The sequence below is a fragment of the Pseudomonas sp. RA_35y_Pfl2_P32 genome, assembly GCF_963970735.1.
In the GTDB taxonomy this organism is placed as follows: Bacteria; Pseudomonadota; Gammaproteobacteria; order Pseudomonadales; family Pseudomonadaceae; genus Aquipseudomonas.
This window is the reverse complement of record NZ_CAXAQF010000003.1, coordinates 199322-220410: the sequence shown is the minus strand read 5'-3', so window position 1 is coordinate 220410 and position 21089 is coordinate 199322. Positions and strand designations below refer to the sequence as shown.

Sequence of the window (21089 nt, the reverse complement as noted above, 5' to 3'; positions counted from 1 at the left end):
TGGCCCCACCCTTTTACCGGCCTATCCTGCACCAACGTTACCCCTCCCTGAACAGGGTCTGTGGGGCTTGATAGAGGAGCGTGTGCGATGCCCATCGAAAGGATCAAGACCTTCCAGCTGAAGGCCGACGGCGGCTCGGATGCGCTGGGCCAGCATTTACAGCAGATCGTCGATACCTTGCGCCAGCTTCCGGGATGCGACAGCTATATGCTCGACCGCTGCCCGGAAGATGACAATCGCAGCACCGTCAGCACCCACTGGCAATCGGAAGCCGCCCTGCAGGCACATTTCTGCTGCCCAGAAATGCAAGGTTGCATCAACGTGCTCGACAGCCAACTGGCCAGCAGCGTCGACTGCAACAACGTGCCGATAGTTGAAACCTAAACATCGCCCCTATAAAGCGGATTAATCCTTAGTATCAACGCACCACCTCCCACAACCCACCCGATTAAAGTCACGATAGTCTTGGAGGTACCAGCAGGCGAAACAACAAAACAAAGGACAGACCCATGAGCAAGAACAAGGAACGTTCCTTCATTGCACGGATTGATTGCAATGGCATCGCCATGACCTTCTTCGAAAAGGTCTTGAGTGAAAACTTTCTTCAGTTGAACCATGACTACGAAACACTACGGGGCAACACGGTTACCACCCTTGAATCCTATGACCCTATCAGCGAGCAGATACTTCCGATCGCTGTGGCAGCAGGAGAAGTTCCGACGGCTCTTCTGGTGCACTTCAGGTGTTATGACGACTATTACAACCTGCAAATCGTCAGCGCGCCCTACGCCTATAGATACATCAGTAAAAACAGTGATGGCGCTCTGGGAGCCTTTCCAGCCGCCGGTGGCGACACAACGTCGTTCAACTTGCTGGATGGAGGCCTCAACATTATTACCCTCGACGACCTGAAAACCGACAATCCCACGATTTATCTACGTGCCCGAGGAGCCGGAATTATCAGGAAGTTTCGGTGGAAATCACCGGTCGACCGTTTTTGCTTTCACGACAGCTTGGGCGATAGCACCACATTCAATCTGAATATCATCGAACGCAACCCCGCTTAGGGTGATAGGTCCACACAGCGGGTAAACAACCACTGTCGAGTCAAGTTCAAGCGCAGGAATCACGTCACGCGCCAATCAACACCTAGGTATCGCACCCAACAAAAAAAAGCCCCGTATCTCGCGATACGGGGCTTTTTCATTCAACGCTCAATCAGGCAGTCGCAGGTACTACCGCTTGACCGCTCAACGCCAGGTCCAGCAGTTCGCGGTTGGCCACCGCGTACATAGCGTAGTCCGTACCGCTGGCGGCACGGATTTCCACCAGCATGGCACGCCAGCGTTCAATCATGCCTTCGTGTTGCTCCATCCACAGGGTCAGGCGTGTTTCCACGTCCAGGCTGCCGTCGCCCTGTTGCAGGACGGAGATGGTGATCGCCCGCTGTTGCCAGTCGACGTCATCACGGAAGGCTTCACGGGCCAGTGCTTGCCAGTTGTTTTCCACCGGCAGTGCGCTGATCTGTTGCAGGTACCAGGTGATGTCCAGCGCGCTGCCCACGGCGAAGTAGGCCTTGGCCACGTCCGCTGCGTTCTGCCCGGTGACGTCCGAGGCTTCGATGATCGGCAGCAAGGTGTACAGGTGGGTAGTGCCTGCAACCATGCGCGCCAGCAACTCCGGCACGCCAGCATCGACGTACGCGGTGTAGCGGGTCTGCCAGCCTTCGCGGGTCGGGCCTTCCAGCAACTCGTCGAGTTTGAGGCCCAGGGCTGCCAGGTGCGGACCGAAATGCGCCACGTCACGCGCCGCGTTCTGCTCGTTGCGACGGGTACGCAGGAACCAGCGAGTGGCACGACGGCCCAGACGCATCAGTTCGTCCATCAGCTCCAGTTGCACGTCGGCGCTGACCTGGTAGTCCAGGGCTTCAATCTGGCGGAACCAGTGCGGGAGGTGGAAAATGTCGCGCACGATCACATAGGCGCCGGCCACGTTCGCCGGGCTCATGCCAGTCGACTCTTTGAGTCGCTGCACGAAGGTGATGCCCATGTGGTTGACCAAGTCGTTGGCGATCTGGGTGCTGACAATTTCACGCTTCAGACGGTGACGACGCATGGCATCGGAGAACTTGCTCACCAGGGTCGGCGGGAAAGCGGTTTCCATGTCGCGGGTCAGATAGTCGTCATCCGGCACCAGGGAGCCCAGCAGCTGCTCCTTGAGGTCGATCTTGCTGTAGGAGATCAGCACCGACAGCTCGGCACGGGTCAGGCCATGGCCTGCCGCAACGCGCTCGTTGATGGCCTCTTCCGACGGCAGGAACTCGATGGCGCGATCCAGCTTGCCACGGCCTTCCAGGTCGTTCATCAGGCGCTTGTACTCGGCAATCCGCGGCAAGGCGCGACGGGCTGCCAGGGACAGGGCCTGGGTTTGCTTGTAGTTGTTGCCCAACACCAGGCCACCGACTTCGTCGGTCATGCTCGCCAGCAACTGGTTGCGTTGCTTGTCGGTCATGTCGCCTGCCTGCACCACTTCGTTGAGCAGGATCTTGATGTTCACTTCGTGGTCGGAGCAGTCCACGCCACCGGCGTTGTCGATGAAGTCGGTGTTGGAGCCACCGCCATTGAGGCCGAACTCGACGCGACCCAGTTGGGTCATGCCCAGGTTGCCGCCCTCGCCCACGACCTTGCAGCGCAGTTCGTTACCGTTGACCCGCAGTGCATCGTTGGCCTTGTCGCCGACATCGGCGTGGCTTTCGCTGCTGGCCTTGACGTAAGTCCCGATACCACCGTTCCACAGCAGGTCCACCGGTGCCTTGAGCAAGGCATTGAGCAGTTCGGTGGGGGTCAGCTTGTCGGCTTGAATGTCGAAGCGCTCTTTCATCTGCGGGGAAATCGCGATGCTTTTTGCGCTACGGGAGAAGATCCCGCCGCCTTCGGACATGATGCTGGTGTCGTAGTCCGACCAGGCCGAACGCGGCAGGTCGAACAGGCGCTGACGTTCAGCGAAGCTGTTGGCAGGCTCTGGATTCGGGTCGATGAAGATGTGCAGGTGGTTGAATGCAGCCACCAGTTGCAGGGTCTCGGACATCAACAGGCCGTTACCGAACACGTCACCGGCCATGTCGCCGACACCGACCACGGTGATGCTGTCTTTCTGCACATTGATGCCGCGTTCGCGGAAGTGACGTTGTACGCCAACCCACGCGCCCTTGGCGGTAATGCCCATTTTCTTGTGGTCGTAACCGGCAGAACCGCCGGAAGCGAACGCGTCACCCAGCCAGAAGCCGTAGTCGATGGCGATACCGTTGGCGATGTCGGAGAAGGTTGCAGTGCCCTTGTCCGCCGCCACCACCAGGTACGGGTCATCGTCGTCATGGCGCACGACGTTGGCCGGCGGCACCAGGGCGCCGTCTTTCAGGTTGTCGGTGATGTCCAGCAAGCCCGAAATGAAGATGCGGTAGCAGGCGATGCCCTCGGCCGCAATCTCGTCACGGCTGCCACCCAGTGGCAGGCGACGCGGCAGGAAGCCGCCCTTGGCGCCCACCGGCACGATGACCGAGTTCTTCACTTGTTGGGCTTTTACCAGGCCCAGGACTTCGGTGCGGAAGTCTTCTTCACGGTCCGACCAGCGCAGACCACCACGCGCCACAGTACCGAAGCGCAGGTGCACGCCTTCGACGCGCGGCGAGTAAACGAAGATTTCGAACTTCGGTACCGGCTTGGGCAGTTCTGGAATCTGGTGCGGGTTGAACTTGAAGCTGAAGTACGACTTGTTATGGCCGTGGGCGTCAGTCTGGTAGAAGTTGGTGCGCAGGGTGGCCTTGATCAGGTCCAGGTAGCGACGCAGGATGCGGTCTTCGTTGAGCACCTGGACGTCGTCCAGGGCGCTGAGGATCGCGTGTTCCAGGCGTTGCTGCTTGTCTTCCAGATCGTCGCCGGTCAGCTTGCGCGCCAGGTAGAAACGGGTCTTGAACAACCGGGTCAGCTCGCGAGCGATGTCGGTGTGGTTGTTCAGGGTGCTGGCGATGTAACCCAGGTCGAAGCCCAGGCGGATCTGCTTCATGTAGCGGGCGTAGGCACGCAGCAGCGCCACGTCGCGCCATGGCAGGCCGGCAGTCAGCACCAGGCGGTTGAATGCGTCGTTCTCGGCATCGCCACGCACGATGTGGACAAAGGCGTCCTGCAGCGTGTCGTTGAGCTGCTGGATGTCCAGCTCCAGGCCTTCGGCGGCCGTGAACGCGAAATCGTGAATCCAGAACTCGCGGCCACTGTTGTGGCGCAGGCGGTACGGGAACTCACCCAGCACGCGCAGGCCGAGGTTTTCCAGGATCGGCAGGACGTCGGACAACGCCAGCGGGGTATCGGCGTGGTACAGCTTGCAGTGCAGCATGCGCTGGCCGGAAACCTGGCCCAGCGGCTGGTAGAAGCTCATCACCAGCGGATTTTTTTCGTTCAGGCTCAGCAGGTGCTGCATGTCGACCACTGCCGAGTGAGCGGCAAAACGCTCGCGGTAACCGGCCGGGAAGCCTTTCGGGAAGTCGGCCAGCACGTTGGTGCCGTGGGCTTCGCCGAAGCTTTCAACGGTCAGGGCGGCGTAGTCGTCCTGCCAGCTGCGGCAGGCCTGCACCACTTCTTTTTCCAGCAGCAACGGGTCGATGTCCAGGCGGTTCTTCGGGTCGACCCGCAGAATCAGTTGCACACGAGCCAGCACGGACTCGGAGAAGAAGGTCCAGAACTCGCAATCGGAGGCCTTGAGGCGATCCATCAGCACTTGCTGGATCTTCTGCCGCACTTCCGTGGAGTAGATGTCGCGTGGCACGTAGGCCAGGCAGTAGCAGAAGCGGCCGTAGGGGTCTTTGCGCAGGAACACGCGGATCTTGTTGCGTTCCTGGATTTGCACGATCGACATCACGGTGCTGAACAGCTCGTCCACCGGGGTCTGGAACAGGTCGTCGCGAGGCAGTACTTCCAGCACCTGGGCCAGTTCCTTGCCCAGGTGGGCCTTGGCCTGGAAGCCGGAGCGCTGCTCGATGATCTCCACCTTGCGGCGGATGTAAGGAATCACCCGCACGCTTTCGCCATACACCGAGGAGGTGTACAGGCCCATGAAGCGGCATTCCTTGATGACGTTGCCATCGGCGTCGATCTGGCGGATCGACACGTAGTCAGGGTATGCAGGACGGTGCACCCGGCTTGGGTGGGCCGCCTTGGCGAACGACAGCGGGGTCGCTTCGCGCAGGTAGTTCACGGCGTAGTCTTCGATGCGCAGGTCTTCGGCGGTGAGGCCGGCGCGCAGCAGTTTGGTCAGGCCGAGGAAGGAGTCCTGGTCATATTCGATGTGACCGCCTTCCTGGTCTTCGCGAACCACGAACTCTTCGTAGCCCAGGAAGGTGAAGTGGTTGCCCACCAGCCATTCGAGGAAGCTCTTGATCTCGCCCTTCTCGTCAGCGGCGATGATGAACTGGCTGGTGTCGACGCCGTCGATCAGCTCCTGGACCTTGTCTTTCATCGGCTCGAAATCGGCGACCGCTACGCGGACCTCACCGAGCACCTGCTCCAGTTCCTTGCTCAGCACATTGAGTTCGGCCGCGTTGGCGCAACGGTCGATCTCCAGGTACATCAGCGATTCTTGCTCGATGCCTTCGCCCTGGGTGCCTTTGGGCAGGATTTCCAGCAACTCGCCCTTGGCCCCGCGACGCACGCTCAGCACGGTGGTCTGCAGGGTATGGATGCTGTAGCCGCGACGGTTCAGTTCGGTACGCACCGAGTCCACCAGGAACGGCAGGTCGTGGTGCAGCACTTCGACCGCGGTGTGGGTCGACTGCCAGCCATGGCGTTCGTAGTCGGGGTTGTAGACGCGCACTTGCGGCTGCGCGTGATCAAAGCGCTCAAGCAGGCGCCAGGCGGAAAGTGTGCAGCCGGTGAGGTCGGACAACCGGCGCTGGGTCAGTTCATCAAGAGAAATAATGCCGAAGAATTGTTCAGCGAACAGCGCCACTTGTGGCAGTGCCTGTTCACTGATGTGCTGCGCCAGTGCCGCTTGCAGTTGGTGCTGGAAGTCGGCTTTGCTGGCTGCGGTGAAGAACGCCATCTGTGGTACTCCGCTTGGGCTTGTTATTGATGGAAGCGTCGCGTGCAAAACCCCTGTTCGGGGCAACCCGTCACCCGGCTCCTGATTCTCGGGCAGAGGAAACAGGGCGACAGGTGGGTGAAGCTGGACGAGACACTCAGGTCACATTCACCTTCCAAGAATGGGCATCTGCAAAAACGACTGCCGGGCATCCCGGCAATGTCTTTACAGGTGTCCATCCGTTGCGCAGCTTAACGAGTGCGGCAAGGCCCGTGCTTGCGATGCTGCGACATATTCGGTCATCGGTACGCAGCCCCGCGGCGGGGCCTCGAACAACACTAGCAGGCGTGGGAGAAAATGGCGGTTTTATCCCTGGATTCCCGGGGCTTGCGTATTGGAAATGACTGAATCCGGGGATTTGTTCACGACATATTTCCTGACATTTGAGTCAGGGAGCCCATCAGTCCTCCACCTCATATACCGCCTGAAACCGGCTGACCGTCGCGCAGTCATAGCAGGTGGTTTCCAGGATCACCTTGTTCATCCAGACATCGATGTTGCCGGAGTCGCACTCGCGGCAGAAAAGCTGTGCAGACGAATGCCCTGATTCGTAGCCGGTCTGGCTCGCGAAAAATCGTGGCAGCACTTGTTCACGCCAGTACACGCCGGGGGACTTGGCAAACCCTGCACCGCTGTCCTTGAAGACCACGTCATACAGCAGGCGATGCAGTGCTGACTTGGCAATGCGTGAGTCGCGGTAGGAAGGCCGCCGCCAGCCTCCGGCCAGGGCATGTTGTGCAGTGCTGAGCATGTAGCCGGGAATGGTATTGGAGGCGTGGGTGCGGCCCTTGGAGTTGCCGGTGGCAAAAAAATGCGCCGCGTTTTTGACCGCCAGTTTGGCGAAGTAGTAAATCTCGCTCACGGAAAAGTCCTGCAGGAGTTGACCGACTACCGCTTCACCACGATTGGCAGCGGAAAATACCAGGTCAACTTCCTCCGCCAGGACCCGGACATAACTTAACGACTCTTCCCGGGCCAGACTGAACATCAGGGCGTACAACTCACTTTTCCATGCAGCCGGTATAAAACCGGACAGCTCCTGGTACAGCGCTCCATACAGTTCGTCGCAGGGGCAACGCACGCCCGCTTCAAGGGCCACATTGGGTAACCAGCGCACCGCGCAGAACCGCCGGATCCGGTAGCCGGCGCCAGGATCGAATGCCTGGATATCCGAGTCGGCATCTACCCGCAGGACGCCTGCCTGGTAGAGGTTTTTCAACAACTCTTCAGCGGCCGCTGCGCTGGGTGCCACGCTCTCATTGCGGTTCGCCCCCTCCAGCGGCGCGATGCTGTCGTTGCCCGGCTTGAGCCCTTCGAGTAACGCCAGCAGGGTCAGCTTCTGCACGAAGCCCAGGCTGGCATAGGCCACCGGCGGCCCGCCCAGCGCATAACGACTGCATAACTCCTCGCGATCACGCTCGGCCTGGGCGGCGATCTCCTGCTGCCGGACCTTGTAGCACGCTGTACAGGTGCAATGGCTGTGACGCCGGTACTGGCCGACCGGCACAAAACGGTGGTCACAACTGACACACTTGAAGGCTGGCCTGAGGGCCGCCGGAGTGCCCTTGGCGTACCTCTTCGCCCACATCGGCAGGTCGCAGTAGGGGCACTTCAATGCTTTGTCGAGTAGCGGTGGCAATACCGTCAGCAAACTTCTGACCGTCACCGGAATTTTGTACTCGGCAATCAGGTCGCTGGTTTTTTCTCCCGCCAGATAACGCTGATAAAGCTGCTCTATGTCCTCTTCGGACAGATGCTTTACTTCACCCAGCAACTCGAAATACGGTTTCATTCAAGCCCTTCCCTCTTCAACCAACTTACCCTGCACTCCCTTGCACCCAGGGCCGAAAAGTACGGGACAAAGAGCGCTACTAACAAGTAATAATTCGCTAACTTGGCGTTATTCCTACGCCCTCTCCTGGCCCTACAACAGCAGCGGAAAGTTCGTGAGTGCAAGTGCTGGTTAACTTAAGGAAAATACCTACATCTATCAGGGGGGGCGAGCCCATAAACGCTCCACCCCCATCGTTCCCGGCGCAAAACAACCGAAGCAAAAAACCGCCGGGGCTGGCAAAATCCCCCTTTGCCTGCCAACACCGCGCCCTGCGCCAGGACTGCTCCCATGCAACTGACCACCGCCCACCTGATCGCCAACCCGTGCGACGACGAAGAAGACAACCTGGCCATGCTGTGCTGCCACAGCAGTCAGGGCGACATGTTCCTGATGACCCGCTACCCAGACGAGGACGAGCTGGAAATCACTCTCGATGGCGAGCCCTCGACCCTCGACGGCGTGAAAGTCACCCTCAGCCCTACCCGCCTGTTGATCGAGATCGCCGCCAGCGACGCCGACGCGCTCAATGGCGACGACTACCTGGAGATCCTCCACAGCACCGCCCATGCAGACTTGGCCGAGGTAGAACAAACCCTACTGAATATCCTCAAGGGCACCGGCACTTACGTCAGTGAGCTTGCCTGATCGATTGTCGTTGCGCCCTGGCCGTCATACGCAAACGCGCTAGGACTCGCCTGTTTTCACGCCAGCAAAACAGTCCCGATCAACGAGCCGCACACTCGCGGTTCATTGATCGGAACGGACTCAAGGTATCCCGCCCAGCCGAACACTCTTTCAGCCAACAAAGCGCACCAGAAAACCACCGAAATCGAAGGGCGGTTCCTGTGGCATCAATAAATTTGAGGTGATAATTCGATTATCTGACAGGTAGGTAGCACTGTTGAGACGATTAATCCCACCTGGACTCAGGAATTCGGTCCAACCTTTTCCAGCACCAAAACTGTTATCCAGCTTGCCGTTTGCCAGATAGCGTCCAATCCACTGCCTGTTCGTCTCATCAATCCTGCCCGAGCCGTTAGTACCCACAACCACTATCTTCCCATCCGCCTGGAAAGTGCAGCGTCCAAACTCAAGTTGAAATGGACTCATGTCGACAACCAGTGGTTTACCGTCATTAAAGATAAGATTGTATGAGCCGCTCGCATTGAGATTGATCATCAGCCCTTCAGACCTATTCGTCAGCTCCCCTCCTCTGGCCCCCACAGCTAATATCGTGCCATCTGCTTTAAGGCTCAGACGGGTGAGCACAAACGATCCGTTGGAATCACCGAGTGTCACGACACCATCGCCCCGACTGCCAAAGCGCGTATCAACCGTACCGTTCTCTTGGTAGCGAATGACATAGGCTTGCTCGTGGTCCTGGTCGGCACTCATAAAATAGCCGCAGACGACTACCTTATTGTCCGACTGCACCACCACGCCACGGCCATAGTTGAAGCGTTCAGTCACATCGGGAATGTCCACTAGCAGAAAACCGTTTCGATTAAAGGTCTTATCGATATTCCCTTGGTCATCGAGACGCAGCACAACCCCCTTCAAGTCATCAAGACCGAACAGGATGGTAGCGCTAATCAACGTTTTCTCCTTGCGCCCGGCTTGCGGTTGAACGGCAGAAAACACATTCAAGGACAGCTGCCCTGGCAAGTGCTTATCTGGTTCATCTTGATCGTCGTCGCGTACCAAGTGCGCCTTTTTACCTTCAGAATCCTCAACAAGGTCTGCGATCCTGATGATCACTTTGCCGCCATCACCAAATGCCGTGTCGAACGAACCATCTTCGTTTTGCCGTACGACGGCCAAACTCTCCGGAACGAAGAAATCCTCATCGCTGTGCCTGCCAGTAATGAGCCACCCCTTACTGTCTAACAAGTGAATAGCGCTCGGAAAAAAATAGTCCGTTGTACCGAGCGATAGTTCGACCACACCCTGCTGTCCAAACGACTGATCAAGGGCCCCCGACTCGTGTAGCCGCGCAATGTAAATCGGCGCCGTTTCTGCCCCCCCGAACACCAGCAGCGACTTGCCTTCCGGTAATGCCTGAACAAGTAAAGGCCTGGCTCCTTGCAGGCCGGGAATAGGCAAGGTCAGCACCCCCTGATCACCAAAAGAAGGATCAAGCGCCTCGGACTGAACATTGATCGACTGTGTACTCATGGCAGAGCTCCGTTCCTAGAGTGAAGGACTCCCTTGCAAGAGGGGCAGCACCAGTTGAGCACAGAGGCACGGTGCTTTTGACCTGTTAGAAATAACAGTTCTACTGTCTTTGAAGACCCGATTACTCTCTGGCGAGGCCAAACCGGGTCTGGCCTCGAGCACGCGTCAGTGCTGGCGAGTTCGACGGACATGCGCGGTACTCGCACCGCCGGGCACCTTGACATCACCGCAGCGCACAGGCATTGTCTGACAACCTGACCTACGAGCCACACTCCTCATGCTTCAGCTACAGCGCCCCGACTCTCTGGTTGAACGAGTGGTCAATGCCATCCGCGAAGAAATCGAATCCGGCCGGCTGACCGCCGAATCGCGCCTGCCCACCGAACAGCAATTGACCGAACAGTTGAATGTCAGCCGCTCGGTGGTACGTGAGGCCGTGGCCCAGCTCAAGGCCGATGGCATCCTGATCAGCCGCCGGGGCTTGGGCTCGTACATTTCCCAGAACCCCAACGGCACGGTGTTCCGCTTCCCCAGCCAGAAAGGCCGCAAGCCAGACCTGGTGCAACTGTTCGAAATGCGCCTGTGGACCGAAACCCAGGCCGCGTCCATCGCCGCCCAGCGCCGCGACGAAGCAGACCTGCTGCGCATGCGCAGTGCCTTGCAGGAAATGCACGACAAGCGCAGCGAATTTGCCGCAGCGGCCCTGGCCGACGTCGAGTTCCACCGGGCGATTGCCGATGCCAGCAAGAATGACTATTTCGTGGCTTTCCACGATTTCCTGCGCGGCCAACTGGCCGAAGCCCGGCGCAGGGCGTGGGAAAACTCCGCCGCGCACTCGGTGGGCGGCTCGGCGGACGCCGGACGTGAGCACCAGGCGCTGTACGAAGCCATCGCCGCTGGCGACCGTTACCAGGCGGCCGCCTGTGCCGAAGCCCACCTGCGCGCAGCTGCCAAACGCCTGAAGATCGACCTGCCCAGCATCGACTGATTACCGACAACAGCGAGGACGCCACGACCAGGCGTCTTTTTTACCGATTACTTTGTCTGACAACCTGATAAGCAGACCATCTGCCAGCACTCCAAGGTGACACCTGCATGATTTATGACTATTGCATCATCGGCGGCGGCATCGTCGGCCTCGCCACTGCCATGGCGCTGCTCGAACGCCAGCCCGGCGCTACCTTGCTGATCCTGGAAAAGGAAGCGGTGCTGGCGCAACACCAGACCGGGCACAACAGTGGCGTGATCCACGCCGGCATCTACTACGCCCCCGGCAGCCTCAAGGCTGACCTGTGCAAGCGTGGCGCCGAAGCGACCAAGGCGTTCTGCACCGAGCACCGGATCAAGTTCGACGTCTGCGGCAAGTTGCTGGTGGCCTCGACGCCACTGGAAGTCAGCCGCATGCATGCGCTGTATGAGCGTTCGAAACAGAACGGTCTGAAAGTCGAGCAACTGGATGCCGCCGAACTGCGCCGCCGCGAGCCCAACATCGTTGGCCTGGGCGGGCTGTTTCTCGATGCCACCGGGATTGTCGACTACCGCCAGGTGTGCCAGGCCATGGCCCGGGTGATCGAGGCCGCGGGCGGCGAGATCCGCCTGCAGACCAGCGTCACCGCGATTAGCGAAAGCGCCGACAGCGTCACCGTCAGCAGCCTCGACCAGGTCTGGCAGGCCTGCCAACTGGTGGCGTGCGCCGGCTTGCAATCCGACCGCCTGGCGAAGCTGGCCGGGGTCAAGATCGACCATCAGATCATTCCGTTCCGTGGCGAGTACTACCGCCTGCCGGCATCCCGGAACGAGATCGTCAATCACCTGATCTACCCGATTCCCGACCCGGAGCTGCCGTTCCTGGGCGTTCACCTGACACGGATGATCGATGGCAGCGTCACGGTCGGTCCCAACGCCGTACTGGGCCTGGGCCGGGAGAACTACCGCAAGTTCTCGATCAACTGGCGCGACGTCGCCGAGTACGCGGGCTTTCCCGGCTTCTGGAAAACCATCTGGAACAACCTCGGCTCCGGCACCACGGAGATGAAGAACTCGCTGTTCAAGCGTGGCTACCTGGAACAGTGCCGCAAGTACTGCCCGTCGCTGGAAGTCGACGACCTGCTGCCCTATGAAGCCGGGATCCGCGCCCAGGCGGTCATGCGCGACGGCACCCTGGTGCACGACTTCCTGTTCGCCGAGACGCCACGCATGGTGCACGTGTGCAACGCCCCATCGCCGGCCGCGACCTCGGCCATTCCCATCGGCCAGATGATCGCCGAGAAAATCCTCAAGAACCGCTGAACCCCGCTGCACGGGTGCCCTCACCCACTAAAAAATAACTACAAAGACCAAAGGAAATCACCGATGTCGGTACATCAAGCGGCCCCGACCGCCCCGGAAACCCCGCTCCAAAAGCAAAAACGCCTGCGCAAGGTGGCTGCCGCGACGATCTTCGGCTCGATGCTGGAGTGGTACGACTTCTACCTGTACGCCACCATGGCGGCGATCGTCTTCTCGAAAATTTTCTTTGACCCGAGCAACCCCGCGGTCGCCTCGCTGCTGGCCTTCTCGACTTTTGCCATTGGTTTCATCGCCCGCCCGTTTGGCGGCATTCTGTTCGGCTACCTGGGCGACCGTTTCGGCCGCAAGCAAGTGCTGGTTATCACCTTCTGCATGATGGGCGTGTGCACCACCCTGATCGGGCTGATCCCCAGCTATGCCTCGATTGGCATCTGGGCACCGATCATCCTGGTGCTGGTGCGGATCATCCAGGGCCTGGGCGCGGGTGCCGAACTGTCTGGCGCCGCCGTCACGTCCTACGAACACGCCAGCGAAGGCAAGCGCGGCAGCCAGGGCGCCTGGCCGGCCCTGGGCCTGAATTTGGGCTTGCTGCTGTCGTCGCTGACCGTCTACGTGCTGACCATGAATGGCAACGAGTTCCTGCTGTCCGGCGGCTGGCGTATCCCGTTTATCTGCAGCATCGTCCTGGTGGGTGTTGGCCTGTGGGTACGTCGCAGCATTCCGGAAACCCCGCAGTTCAAGGAACTCGACGCAACTGTTGCCAAAGAACAGGTTTCGCCGCTCAAGCTGCTGTTCAAGAATGACCTGAAGGGCCTGGTGGTGGTGCTGTTCGTGGCGATTGGCTACAACGCCCTGAGCTACATTTTCAAAACCTTTTCCCTGGCCTACCTGACCCAATTCAAGGGGGTGGAAGCCCACGTCACCTCGTTGTCGGTGACCATTGCCAGCTTGGTGGCGATCGTTGCCGTGCCGTGCTTCGGCTGGCTCTGCGACACGTGGAGCAGCAAAAAAGTGCTGATGCTCGGCGGTGTGCTCTCGGCGCTGTTCGCCTATCCGTTCCTGACCCTGCTCAACACGGGCGAGCCGCTGATGATCTACCTGGCCATCGCCATCGGCACCGGGATCCTCGCCCCCATGATGTTCGCCCCCCAGGGCTCGTTCCTCAGCCGTCAGTTCCCGACCCAGACGCGCTCTTCGGGGTTTGGTACCGGTCGTGAAATCGGCACGGCGATCGCCGGTGGCCTGGCGCCTTTGGGCGGACTGGCGTTGGTGGCGAACTCGGCGACCCACTCCACTGACGGCGTGGCGGTGATTTTGCTGATTTCCGGAGTGCTGGTGGTGGTGTTTGCGCTGTTTGACCAGGGGCGTAAGCATTCCAGCTTCAAGAACTGAAGACGGGGTGGGGGCATATGCATGAGGGGCGTATCCGTATAAGCCCCCAAAACCACTGTAGGAGCGAGCTTGCTCGCGATGGTCGCGCCCATCTTGATTCAGTGCAGCGTCCTTGCGTTCTTCGCGAGCACGCTCGCTCCCACAGGGTTATGGAACATTGAGTCATCGCACCTGCGGGGCAAGAGCCCTTGGTGACTCATACCCACCCACTTATTTGCAGATTTTTCCCCGGTGCCGTTAGTCGCCAGGGGCCCGGATAGATTAAAGTAGCAGCCCCCGCCCGGGCGCTTCTGATGCTGTGTACCCCGGGCCTCTTCCAGGAACACTCGATGATGGAACACCGTGAAGCGCTGCTGGCGCTGCGAACCTTTCTTTCCACGCAGATTCTCGGCCAGGAAAAGCTCATCGAGCGTTTGCTCATCGCCCTGCTCGCTGACGGCCATATGCTGGTCGAGGGCGCACCAGGCCTGGCCAAGACCAAGGCCATCAAAGAGCTTGCCGAAGGGATCGAGGCTCAGTTCCATCGTATCCAGTTCACCCCCGACCTGTTGCCCGCCGACATCACCGGCACCGAGATCTACCGCCCGGAAACCGGCAGCTTCGTGTTCCAGCAAGGGCCGATCTTCCACAACCTGGTACTGGCCGACGAAATCAACCGGGCCCCAGCCAAAGTGCAGTCGGCACTGCTGGAAGCCATGGCCGAACGCCAGGTCAGTGTCGGACGCAGCACTTACGAGCTGTCACCGCTGTTCCTGGTGATGGCCACGCAGAACCCGATCGAGCAGGAAGGCACCTACCCGCTGCCCGAAGCCCAGCTCGACCGCTTCCTGATGCACGTCAAAATCGGCTTCCCGGACGCCGCCGTCGAACGGCGAATCCTGCAACAGGCACGGGGTGAAGCGCTCAATGGCGAAACCAAGCCCGAACGCCGGGTCAGCCAGCAGGCGATTTTTGCCGCGCGCAAGGAAATCCTTGGGTTGTACATGGCCGACGCCGTGGAGGAGTACCTGGTGCAACTGGTCATGGCCACCCGCACACCGGGCAAATTCGACCCGGAAATGGCCGAATGGATCGCCTACGGCGCCAGCCCGCGGGGCTCGATCGCCCTCGACCGCTGCGCCCGGGCGCACGCCTGGCTGGCCGGTCGCGACTTCGTCAGCCCCGAGGACATCCAGGCGGTGCTGTTCGACGTATTGCGCCACCGCATCATTCTGTCCTTCGAAGCCGAGGCCGCCGGTATCGACCAGGACCGCGTGGTCCAGCGGATTCTCGACGTTGTAGCCGTCGCTTGACCCCGATGAGCCCCCCCGCAGCGCCCGAGCCGGGCATTCGTGTCAGCCTCTCGGAACTGATCGAAATGCGCCATCGCGTGCGCGAAGTCCAGCTGTTTTCCACGCCGAGCCAGCGCAGCCCGCTGATCGGCCTGCACCACTCCAAGCTGCGCGGGCGTGGCGTGGACTTCGACCAGGTGCGGGTCTACCAGGCCGGCGACGACGTGCGCACCATCGACTGGCGCGTCACCGCGCGCACCCAGGAACCCCACACCAAGCTGTTTCACGAAGAGCGCGAGCGGCCGATCTTCATCATGGTCGAGCAAAGCCGGCGCTTGTTTTTCGGTTCCGGCCTGATGTTCAAGTCGGTCCTCGCCGCCCAGGCCGCGAGCCTGATCGGCTGGGCCGCGCTCGGCCACAACGACCGGGTGGGCGGGCTGGTGTACGGTGACAACGAGCACTACGAGATCAAACCCCGGCGCAGCAAACAGAGCCTGCTGCAGTTACTCAACCGCCTGGTGCGGGTCAACCAGAGCCTGAGCACTGAAGGTGAGCCGGCCAGCGACGACCTCGGCATGGCCCTGCGCCGCGCCCGGGAAGTGCTGCGCCCCGGCAGCCTGGTGATCGTGATCTGTGACGAACGCGCCCTGACCGAGGGCGCCGAACAACAACTGAGCCTGCTCTCCCGCCATTGCGATCTGTTGCTGCTGCCGCTGTCCGATCCCCTGGACCACGCCCTGCCCGCCGCCGGCCTGTTGCGTTTTGCCGAGCACGGCGCGCAACTGGAGCTCGACACCCTGAACCTCGACCTGCGCCAGAGCTATCGCGCCCAGGCCGAAGCGCGTATCGCCCGTTGGGAGTTGCTGGCGCAAAAACTGCGGGTGCTGCTGATGCCCCTGAGCACCCAGAGCGAAATGGTCGAGCAATTGCGCGAATACCTGAACCCGCAACGCCCGGGAAAAAGCCAATGAGCAGTCTCGAGCAGTTGCAGCCATTGATGACCCCACCGCCGATCCCGTTCTGGCCGCCGGCCCCGGGCTGGTGGCTATTGCTCCTGCTGTTGCCGGCACTCGGATTTGGCCTGTGGCAGTTGCGCCGGTTCCTGCCGGTCAAGCGCAACCTGGTGCGCGCCGAACAGCCTCTGGACCCTCTGCGGATCGCGGCGCTGGCCGAGTTGGCCCAGATGCCCAAGCCCTACGACGGCGCACCGGCGGGGGCCTGGCTGCAACAACTCAACGGCTTGCTCAAGCGCCTGTGCCGCAACGACTACCCCTACAGCCAGAGCCACACCCTCAACGGCCGCAAATGGCTGGCGTTCCTCGATAACCGTTGCCCGGCGGCCGGCCTCACCCGCTGGATGATCCTGGTCGAAGGCGCCTACAAGCCGGAATGCAAACTCGATGACAAGGCCATCGCCGGCCTGACGCAGGCCATCGACACCTGGATCCGCAAACATGTTTGAGTTCGCCTGGCCGTGGATGTTCGCCTTGCTGCCGCTGCCGTGGCTGATGCGCGTCCTGCTGCCAGTGGCTGACAGCGGCGAACCGGTGCTCAAAGTCAGCTTCCTCAGCGACCTCGAAGGCCTGGCGCGCCGCCGCGCCCGCGCCAACCTGCCGGCCTGGCGCCAGCAGGCTCCGTTCATTGTCCTGTGGTTACTGCTGCTGGTGGCCGCTGCTCGCCCACAATGGCTGGGTGAGCCCTTGCCGATCGCCGCCAGCGGCCGCGACCTGCTGGTGGCTGTCGACGTGTCCGGCTCGATGGACTTTCCCGATATGCAGTGGCAAGGCGAAGACGTCAGCCGCCTGGCGCTGGTCCAGCACCTGCTGGGGGACTTTCTTGAACAGCGCGACGGTGATCGGGTCGGCCTGATCCTGTTCGGCAGTCAGGCCTACCTGCAGGCCCCGCTGACGTTCGACCGACGCACCGTGCGGGTCTGGCTCGACGAGGCGCGGATCGGTATCGCCGGCAAGAACACCGCCATTGGCGATGCCATCGGCCTGGCCCTCAAGCGCCTGCGCCAGCGTCCGGCGCAAAGCCGGGTGCTGATCCTGGTCACCGACGGCGCCAACAATGGTGGGGAAATCGATCCCCTGACGGCGGCCCGCCTGGCAGCCGAGGAAGGCGTGAAGATCTACCCCATCGGTATCGGTGCCGACCCGGAACAAACCGGGACCCTGGGCCTGCTCGGCCTCAACCCGAGCCTGGACCTTGACGAGCCGGCGCTCCAGGCGATTGCCAAGGCCACCGGCGGGCGCTATTTCCGCGCCCGCGACGGTGCCGAGCTGGAAGCAATCAAACAAACCCTCGATGAACTCGAACCGGTGATCCAGCAACCCACCCAGGCCCGCCCCGCCCAGGCGTTGTACAGCTGGCCATTGGCGGCGGCATTGCTGATGAGCATGCTGCTGGCGATTCGCGAGCGCTGGCCGCACAACCCGCTGCAACGCCTGTTCAGCTCGTCGCACTTTCTGCAACAACACCCGGACTGGCGCCAACGGCTCAAACGCCTGCGTCTGCGGAGGCGTCGATGATCGACCTCTGGCCCCATTGGTTCCGCCCCTGGTGGTGGTTGCTCCTGCCGCTGCTGGGCTGGTTGCTGTGGCAACTCTGGCACCGGCAAAAACGCGCCGGGCGCTGGCAGATGATCCTGCCGCCGGCCTTTCACGCCGCACTGCTCAAGGGCGGCAATGGTCGTGAAAGCAAGACGCCGTGGATCGTCCTCGGCCTGGGGTGGCTGCTGGCCGTGCTGGCGCTGCTCGGTCCGAGCTGGGACCGGGTCGAACAGTCTGCGCAAAAACCCGCCGACCCGCTGGTGGTCCTGCTCGAACTGACCCCGCAAATGCTCGCCACCGACGTGACGCCGACGCGCCTGGAACAAGCGCGGCGCAAACTGCTCGACCTGCTGCAGAGCCGCAGCGATGCGCAAACGGCGATCGTCGTGTATTCCGGCAGCGCCCACACCCTGGTGCCGCTGTCGGACGACCTGACCACCAGCCGCAACCTGCTCGAAGCCCTCAAGCCCTCGATCATGCCGCAAGTCGGCCAGCGCGCCGACCTCGCCGTGACCAAGGCCTTGACCTTGCTGGAGCGCGGCGCCCTGGGCCAGGGTCGCATCCTGCTGATCGGCTCCTCCCTCAGCGAACAGGAGCGCCAGGGTATTGCCCAGGCCCTGCGCGGGCAGGCACCGCAGTGGTTGATGCTCGGCATCGGCACGCCCCAGGGGGCGCCCGTCACCGCCGAAGATGGCAGCTTCCTCAAGGACGCCCAGGGCGCGATCCTGGTGCCGCGCCTGGACAGCCCCAGCCTGAAAGCCTTTGCCAATGAACTGGGCGGCCGGTACCGCCAGGCGCGGGTGGATGACAATGACCTGCGCGGCCTGGGCCTGTTTGACGCCCCCCATCGTTTGCGCGACGACGGCCAGACCTTGCGCCTCGACACCTGGGCCGACCAGGGCTACTGGCTGTTGCTGCCGCTGTTGCTGCTGGCCGCTTGTGCCGGGCGCAGGGGCTGGCTACTGTGCCTGCCCCTGCTGTTCATGCTGCCGCAGCCGAGCCAGGCCTTCGAGTTCAACGACCTGTGGTTGCGCCCTGATCAACAGGGCCTGCACCTGCTTCGGCAGAAGCAACCGCTGGCCGCCGCCGAACATTTCCAGGACCCGCAATGGCAAGGGGTGGCGCTGTACGAGGCCGGCCAGTACGCCGCGGCCGCCGAACGATTCGCCCAGGGCAGCGATGCCCGTGCCCACTACAATCGCGGCAATGCCCTGGCCAAGGGCGGTGAGCTGGAGGCTGCGCTGGATGCCTACGAGCAAGCCCTGGAGCTGCAACCGGAACTGCGCCCGGCACAAACCAACAAGGCCCTGGTGGAGGCCCTGCTCAAGCAGAACGCCACGCCGCCCGCCACCGAGCCCGAACCGCCCACCGAGCAAACCCCGCCATCCAGCGCGCACACTTCACCACCGGGTGCGTCGACACCGCCGTCCAACAGCGAAGAGCAGCCCGCCGAGACGCCAAACGAGCCAGGCGAGCCCGTGGTGGAGAATCCCCCCGTGCCGCCCCTCCCCCCCGAGCACCCGCCCCAACCAGGCAATAATGAAGTGCCGGGCAGTGAGTTGGGGGACGAACGAACCACCACCCCGCCGCTGAGCAGCGCCGACACCGACTTCAATGGCGAGCACCGCGAAGCACTGGAGCAATGGCTGCGTAAAATCCCCGATGAGCCGGGAGAACTGCTAAGACGCAAGTTCTGGTACGAACAGCAACAACATCAAGATCAGGGAACAACTCGATGACTCGCTGCACCGCACTCTTACTCGGCCTGCTGTTCTGCACCCTGCAAACCCAGGCGGCGGGCCTGGTCGCCAGTGTCGACCGCAACCAGTTGAGCTCCGGGGAAACGGTGGAGCTGACCCTGGAGTCCAGCGACGTCACACTCTTCGGCAAACCCGACCTCAGTGCCCTGCAAGCGCAGTTCGAAGTGCGCGGCACCCGCCAGGTCAACCAGTTGACCAGCCTCAACGGCGAAAACCACGCCACCACCCGCTGGATCATCACCCTGCTGCCCAAAACCAACGGCACCGTGGTGATTGCGCCGCTGCAACTGGGGGAGTTCACCAGTGAGCCGATTGAACTGAATGTGGTGCAAAGCCAGACCCAGGACACCCCGAGTAAGCTGGCACCGGTGTTCGTGGAGGCCAGCCTGGATCAGGACAGCGTCTACGTGCAGGCCCAGGCCATCCTGACCCTGCGCATCTACCACTCGGTGTCGCTGTACGACGACAGCAACATCACGCCACTGCAAATTCCCGATGCGCGCGTCGAACCACTGGGCGAGTCGCGCACCTACGAAAAAGTCATCAATGACCTGCGCCATGGTGTGATCGAGCAACGTTATGGGATCTACCCCCAGCACAGCGGTGTCTTGAGCATCCCGCCGCAGATCTTCAGCGCTACCCTGGTGGACGCCCAGCCGAGCCAGGACCCAGCCGCCCAGGGGCCGAAATCCGGCAAGCTGCTGCGCGTCAGCTCCGCCCAGACCTCCCTCACCGTCAAGGCCAAGCCTGCCGAGTATCCGGCGGACACCCCGTGGCTACCGGCCCGCAGCCTGAGCCTGGGGGAAAGCTGGAGCCCGGAACCGGACCGCAGCCAGGTCGGCGACTCGCTGACCCGCAGCCTGACCCTCAAGGCTGAAGGCCTGGCCAGCTCCCAACTGCCACCCTTGCCGGCAACCGACGTCAGCGGCTTGCGGCGTTACCCCGACCAACCCCAGTTGAGCACTCAGCACAACGAGCGGGGGCTGATCGGCAGCCGCGAGGACCGCGAAGCCCTGGTCCCGACGCGCAGCGGCACCATCGAATTGCCGGCCGTGGAGGTGGTGTGGTGGAACACCGACGAAGATCGCCTGGAACGCAGCAGCCTGCCGGCCCGTACCCTGCAGATCCTGAACAATCCGAGCCTGATGGTCGACACCCCGGCCGGCAACGCGCCGGCCCAGCCCACACTCGACAGCGAAGCGCTGTGGTACTGGAAGCTCGCTACGCTGATCCTGTCCTGCACCACGTTGCTGGGCTTCGGCCTGTGGTGGCGCGCGCGTTGGCAACCGGCGATCCTGCGGGCCGCCCAGACCGGGCCGAGCCCGCGCACCCTGCTTGACGACCTCAAGCGCGCCAGCCAGGCCAACGACCCCCAAGCCACCCGCCAGGCGTTGGACGCCTGGGCGCGCCAGCAACCGGAAACCCTGGCCGACATGGCGGCGCGTTTCGTGCCGCTGTCCGACGCCCTCGACGGCCTCAACGGCGCGCTCTACAGCGAAACCGGGCAACACTGGCAAGGCGAAGACCTGTGGCGCGCGATCCGCGCCATCCCCACCGCCGAACGGGTCCAGGACCCCGTGGGCGACAGTGGCTTGCCGCCGCTTTACCCCAAATAAAATCGTCCCCTGTGGCGAGGAAAAAACGTCCTCGCCATCAGTTCTTTTGTCCATACGCAACATTTAAGCGA

General features: G+C 61.8%; 15 protein-coding genes. 12 read left to right on the top strand and 3 right to left on the bottom strand.

Going from position 1 to position 21089, the window contains the following annotated elements; all coding sequences use genetic code 11:
- Positions 1-87 precede the first annotated feature (87 nt).
- Both AACY45_RS04545 and AACY45_RS04540 read left to right on the top strand, forming a co-directional pair.
- Positions 88-384, top strand: a complete 297-nt coding sequence (locus AACY45_RS04545; RefSeq protein WP_339544349.1) for an antibiotic biosynthesis monooxygenase family protein — start codon at positions 88-90, stop codon at positions 382-384.
- A 125-nt stretch (positions 385-509) separates the two neighbouring features.
- Complete coding sequence (locus AACY45_RS04540; RefSeq protein ID WP_339544348.1) at positions 510-1067, top strand: hypothetical protein; 558 nt, start codon at positions 510-512, stop codon at positions 1065-1067.
- A gap of 151 nt (positions 1068-1218) precedes the next feature.
- Here AACY45_RS04540 and AACY45_RS04535 read toward each other — a convergent pair whose 3' ends face one another.
- On the bottom strand, positions 1219-6090 hold the full coding sequence (locus tag AACY45_RS04535; protein WP_339544347.1) for an NAD-glutamate dehydrogenase: 4872 nt from the start codon (positions 6088-6090) through the stop codon (positions 1219-1221).
- Between the two features lie 439 nt (positions 6091-6529).
- Positions 6530-7921, bottom strand: a complete 1392-nt coding sequence (locus tag AACY45_RS04530; protein WP_339544346.1) for a hypothetical protein — start codon at positions 7919-7921, stop codon at positions 6530-6532.
- A 330-nt stretch (positions 7922-8251) separates the two neighbouring features.
- Here AACY45_RS04530 and AACY45_RS04525 point away from each other — a divergent pair, with 330 nt between their 5' ends.
- On the top strand, positions 8252-8608 hold the full coding sequence (locus tag AACY45_RS04525) for a hypothetical protein (RefSeq protein ID WP_339544345.1): 357 nt from the start codon (positions 8252-8254) through the stop codon (positions 8606-8608).
- Positions 8609-8758: 150 nt separating this feature from the next.
- Here AACY45_RS04525 and AACY45_RS04520 read toward each other — a convergent pair whose 3' ends face one another.
- Positions 8759-10138: a hypothetical protein gene (locus AACY45_RS04520; protein ID WP_339544344.1), complete on the bottom strand. Its 1380-nt coding sequence runs from the start codon at positions 10136-10138 to the stop codon at positions 8759-8761.
- 277 nt (positions 10139-10415) lie between these two features.
- On the opposite strand from AACY45_RS04520, the gene AACY45_RS04515 reads away from it, so the two are divergent.
- The 9 genes from AACY45_RS04515 (at position 10416) to AACY45_RS04475 (ending at position 21018) form a co-directional block, all read left to right on the top strand.
- Positions 10416-11126 (top strand): FadR/GntR family transcriptional regulator, encoded by a 711-nt coding sequence (locus tag AACY45_RS04515; RefSeq protein WP_339544343.1) that lies wholly within the window; start codon positions 10416-10418, stop codon positions 11124-11126.
- Positions 11127-11233: 107 nt separating this feature from the next.
- The gene (gene lhgO, locus AACY45_RS04510; protein WP_339544342.1) at positions 11234-12427 is read left to right on the top strand and encodes an L-2-hydroxyglutarate oxidase; all 1194 of its coding nucleotides are present in this window, start codon (positions 11234-11236) and stop codon (positions 12425-12427) included.
- Between the two features lie 63 nt (positions 12428-12490).
- Positions 12491-13819, top strand: a complete 1329-nt coding sequence (locus AACY45_RS04505) for an MFS transporter (protein ID WP_339544341.1) — start codon at positions 12491-12493, stop codon at positions 13817-13819.
- Between the two features lie 332 nt (positions 13820-14151).
- Positions 14152-15111: an AAA family ATPase gene (locus tag AACY45_RS04500; RefSeq protein WP_020800601.1), complete on the top strand. Its 960-nt coding sequence runs from the start codon at positions 14152-14154 to the stop codon at positions 15109-15111.
- A 5-nt stretch (positions 15112-15116) separates the two neighbouring features.
- Entirely contained in the window at positions 15117-16061 is a 945-nt protein-coding gene (locus tag AACY45_RS04495) for a DUF58 domain-containing protein (protein ID WP_339544340.1), read from the top strand.
- Positions 16058-16552, top strand: coding sequence for a DUF4381 domain-containing protein (locus AACY45_RS04490; protein ID WP_339544339.1), 495 nt, complete (start codon positions 16058-16060; stop codon positions 16550-16552). The genes AACY45_RS04495 and AACY45_RS04490 overlap by 4 nt, the downstream gene beginning before the upstream one ends.
- On the top strand, positions 16545-17621 hold the full coding sequence (locus AACY45_RS04485) for a vWA domain-containing protein (RefSeq protein WP_339544338.1): 1077 nt from the start codon (positions 16545-16547) through the stop codon (positions 17619-17621). The genes AACY45_RS04490 and AACY45_RS04485 overlap by 8 nt, the downstream gene beginning before the upstream one ends.
- Positions 17618-19381, top strand: a complete 1764-nt coding sequence (locus AACY45_RS04480) for a vWA domain-containing protein (RefSeq protein ID WP_339544337.1) — start codon at positions 17618-17620, stop codon at positions 19379-19381. Before AACY45_RS04485 ends, AACY45_RS04480 begins: the two co-directional genes overlap by 4 nt.
- Positions 19378-21018, top strand: coding sequence for a BatD family protein (locus tag AACY45_RS04475; RefSeq protein ID WP_339544336.1), 1641 nt, complete (start codon positions 19378-19380; stop codon positions 21016-21018). Before AACY45_RS04480 ends, AACY45_RS04475 begins: the two co-directional genes overlap by 4 nt.
- Positions 21019-21089: the final 71 nt, after the last annotated feature.

Excerpts from the sequence above, each read along its gene's own strand:
- AACY45_RS04505 (WP_339544341.1), top strand. The coding sequence starts at position 12,491 with ATGTCGGTACATCAAGCGGCCCCGACCGCCCCGGAAACCCCGCTCCAA.
- AACY45_RS04535 (WP_339544347.1), bottom strand. The coding sequence starts at position 6,090 with ATGGCGTTCTTCACCGCAGCCAGCAAAGCCGACTTCCAGCACCAACTG.
- AACY45_RS04515 (WP_339544343.1), top strand. The coding sequence starts at position 10,416 with ATGCTTCAGCTACAGCGCCCCGACTCTCTGGTTGAACGAGTGGTCAAT.
- AACY45_RS04490 (WP_339544339.1), top strand. The coding sequence starts at position 16,058 with ATGAGCAGTCTCGAGCAGTTGCAGCCATTGATGACCCCACCGCCGATC.
- AACY45_RS04495 (WP_339544340.1), top strand. The coding sequence starts at position 15,117 with ATGAGCCCCCCCGCAGCGCCCGAGCCGGGCATTCGTGTCAGCCTCTCG.
- AACY45_RS04500 (WP_020800601.1), top strand. The coding sequence starts at position 14,152 with ATGGAACACCGTGAAGCGCTGCTGGCGCTGCGAACCTTTCTTTCCACG.
- AACY45_RS04545 (WP_339544349.1), top strand. The coding sequence starts at position 88 with ATGCCCATCGAAAGGATCAAGACCTTCCAGCTGAAGGCCGACGGCGGC.
- lhgO (WP_339544342.1), top strand. The coding sequence starts at position 11,234 with ATGATTTATGACTATTGCATCATCGGCGGCGGCATCGTCGGCCTCGCC.
- AACY45_RS04530 (WP_339544346.1), bottom strand. The coding sequence starts at position 7,921 with ATGAAACCGTATTTCGAGTTGCTGGGTGAAGTAAAGCATCTGTCCGAA.
- AACY45_RS04475 (WP_339544336.1), top strand. The coding sequence starts at position 19,378 with ATGACTCGCTGCACCGCACTCTTACTCGGCCTGCTGTTCTGCACCCTG.
- AACY45_RS04480 (WP_339544337.1), top strand. The coding sequence starts at position 17,618 with ATGATCGACCTCTGGCCCCATTGGTTCCGCCCCTGGTGGTGGTTGCTC.
- AACY45_RS04485 (WP_339544338.1), top strand. The coding sequence starts at position 16,545 with ATGTTTGAGTTCGCCTGGCCGTGGATGTTCGCCTTGCTGCCGCTGCCG.
- AACY45_RS04520 (WP_339544344.1), bottom strand. The coding sequence starts at position 10,138 with ATGAGTACACAGTCGATCAATGTTCAGTCCGAGGCGCTTGATCCTTCT.
- AACY45_RS04540 (WP_339544348.1), top strand. The coding sequence starts at position 510 with ATGAGCAAGAACAAGGAACGTTCCTTCATTGCACGGATTGATTGCAAT.
- AACY45_RS04525 (WP_339544345.1), top strand. The coding sequence starts at position 8,252 with ATGCAACTGACCACCGCCCACCTGATCGCCAACCCGTGCGACGACGAA.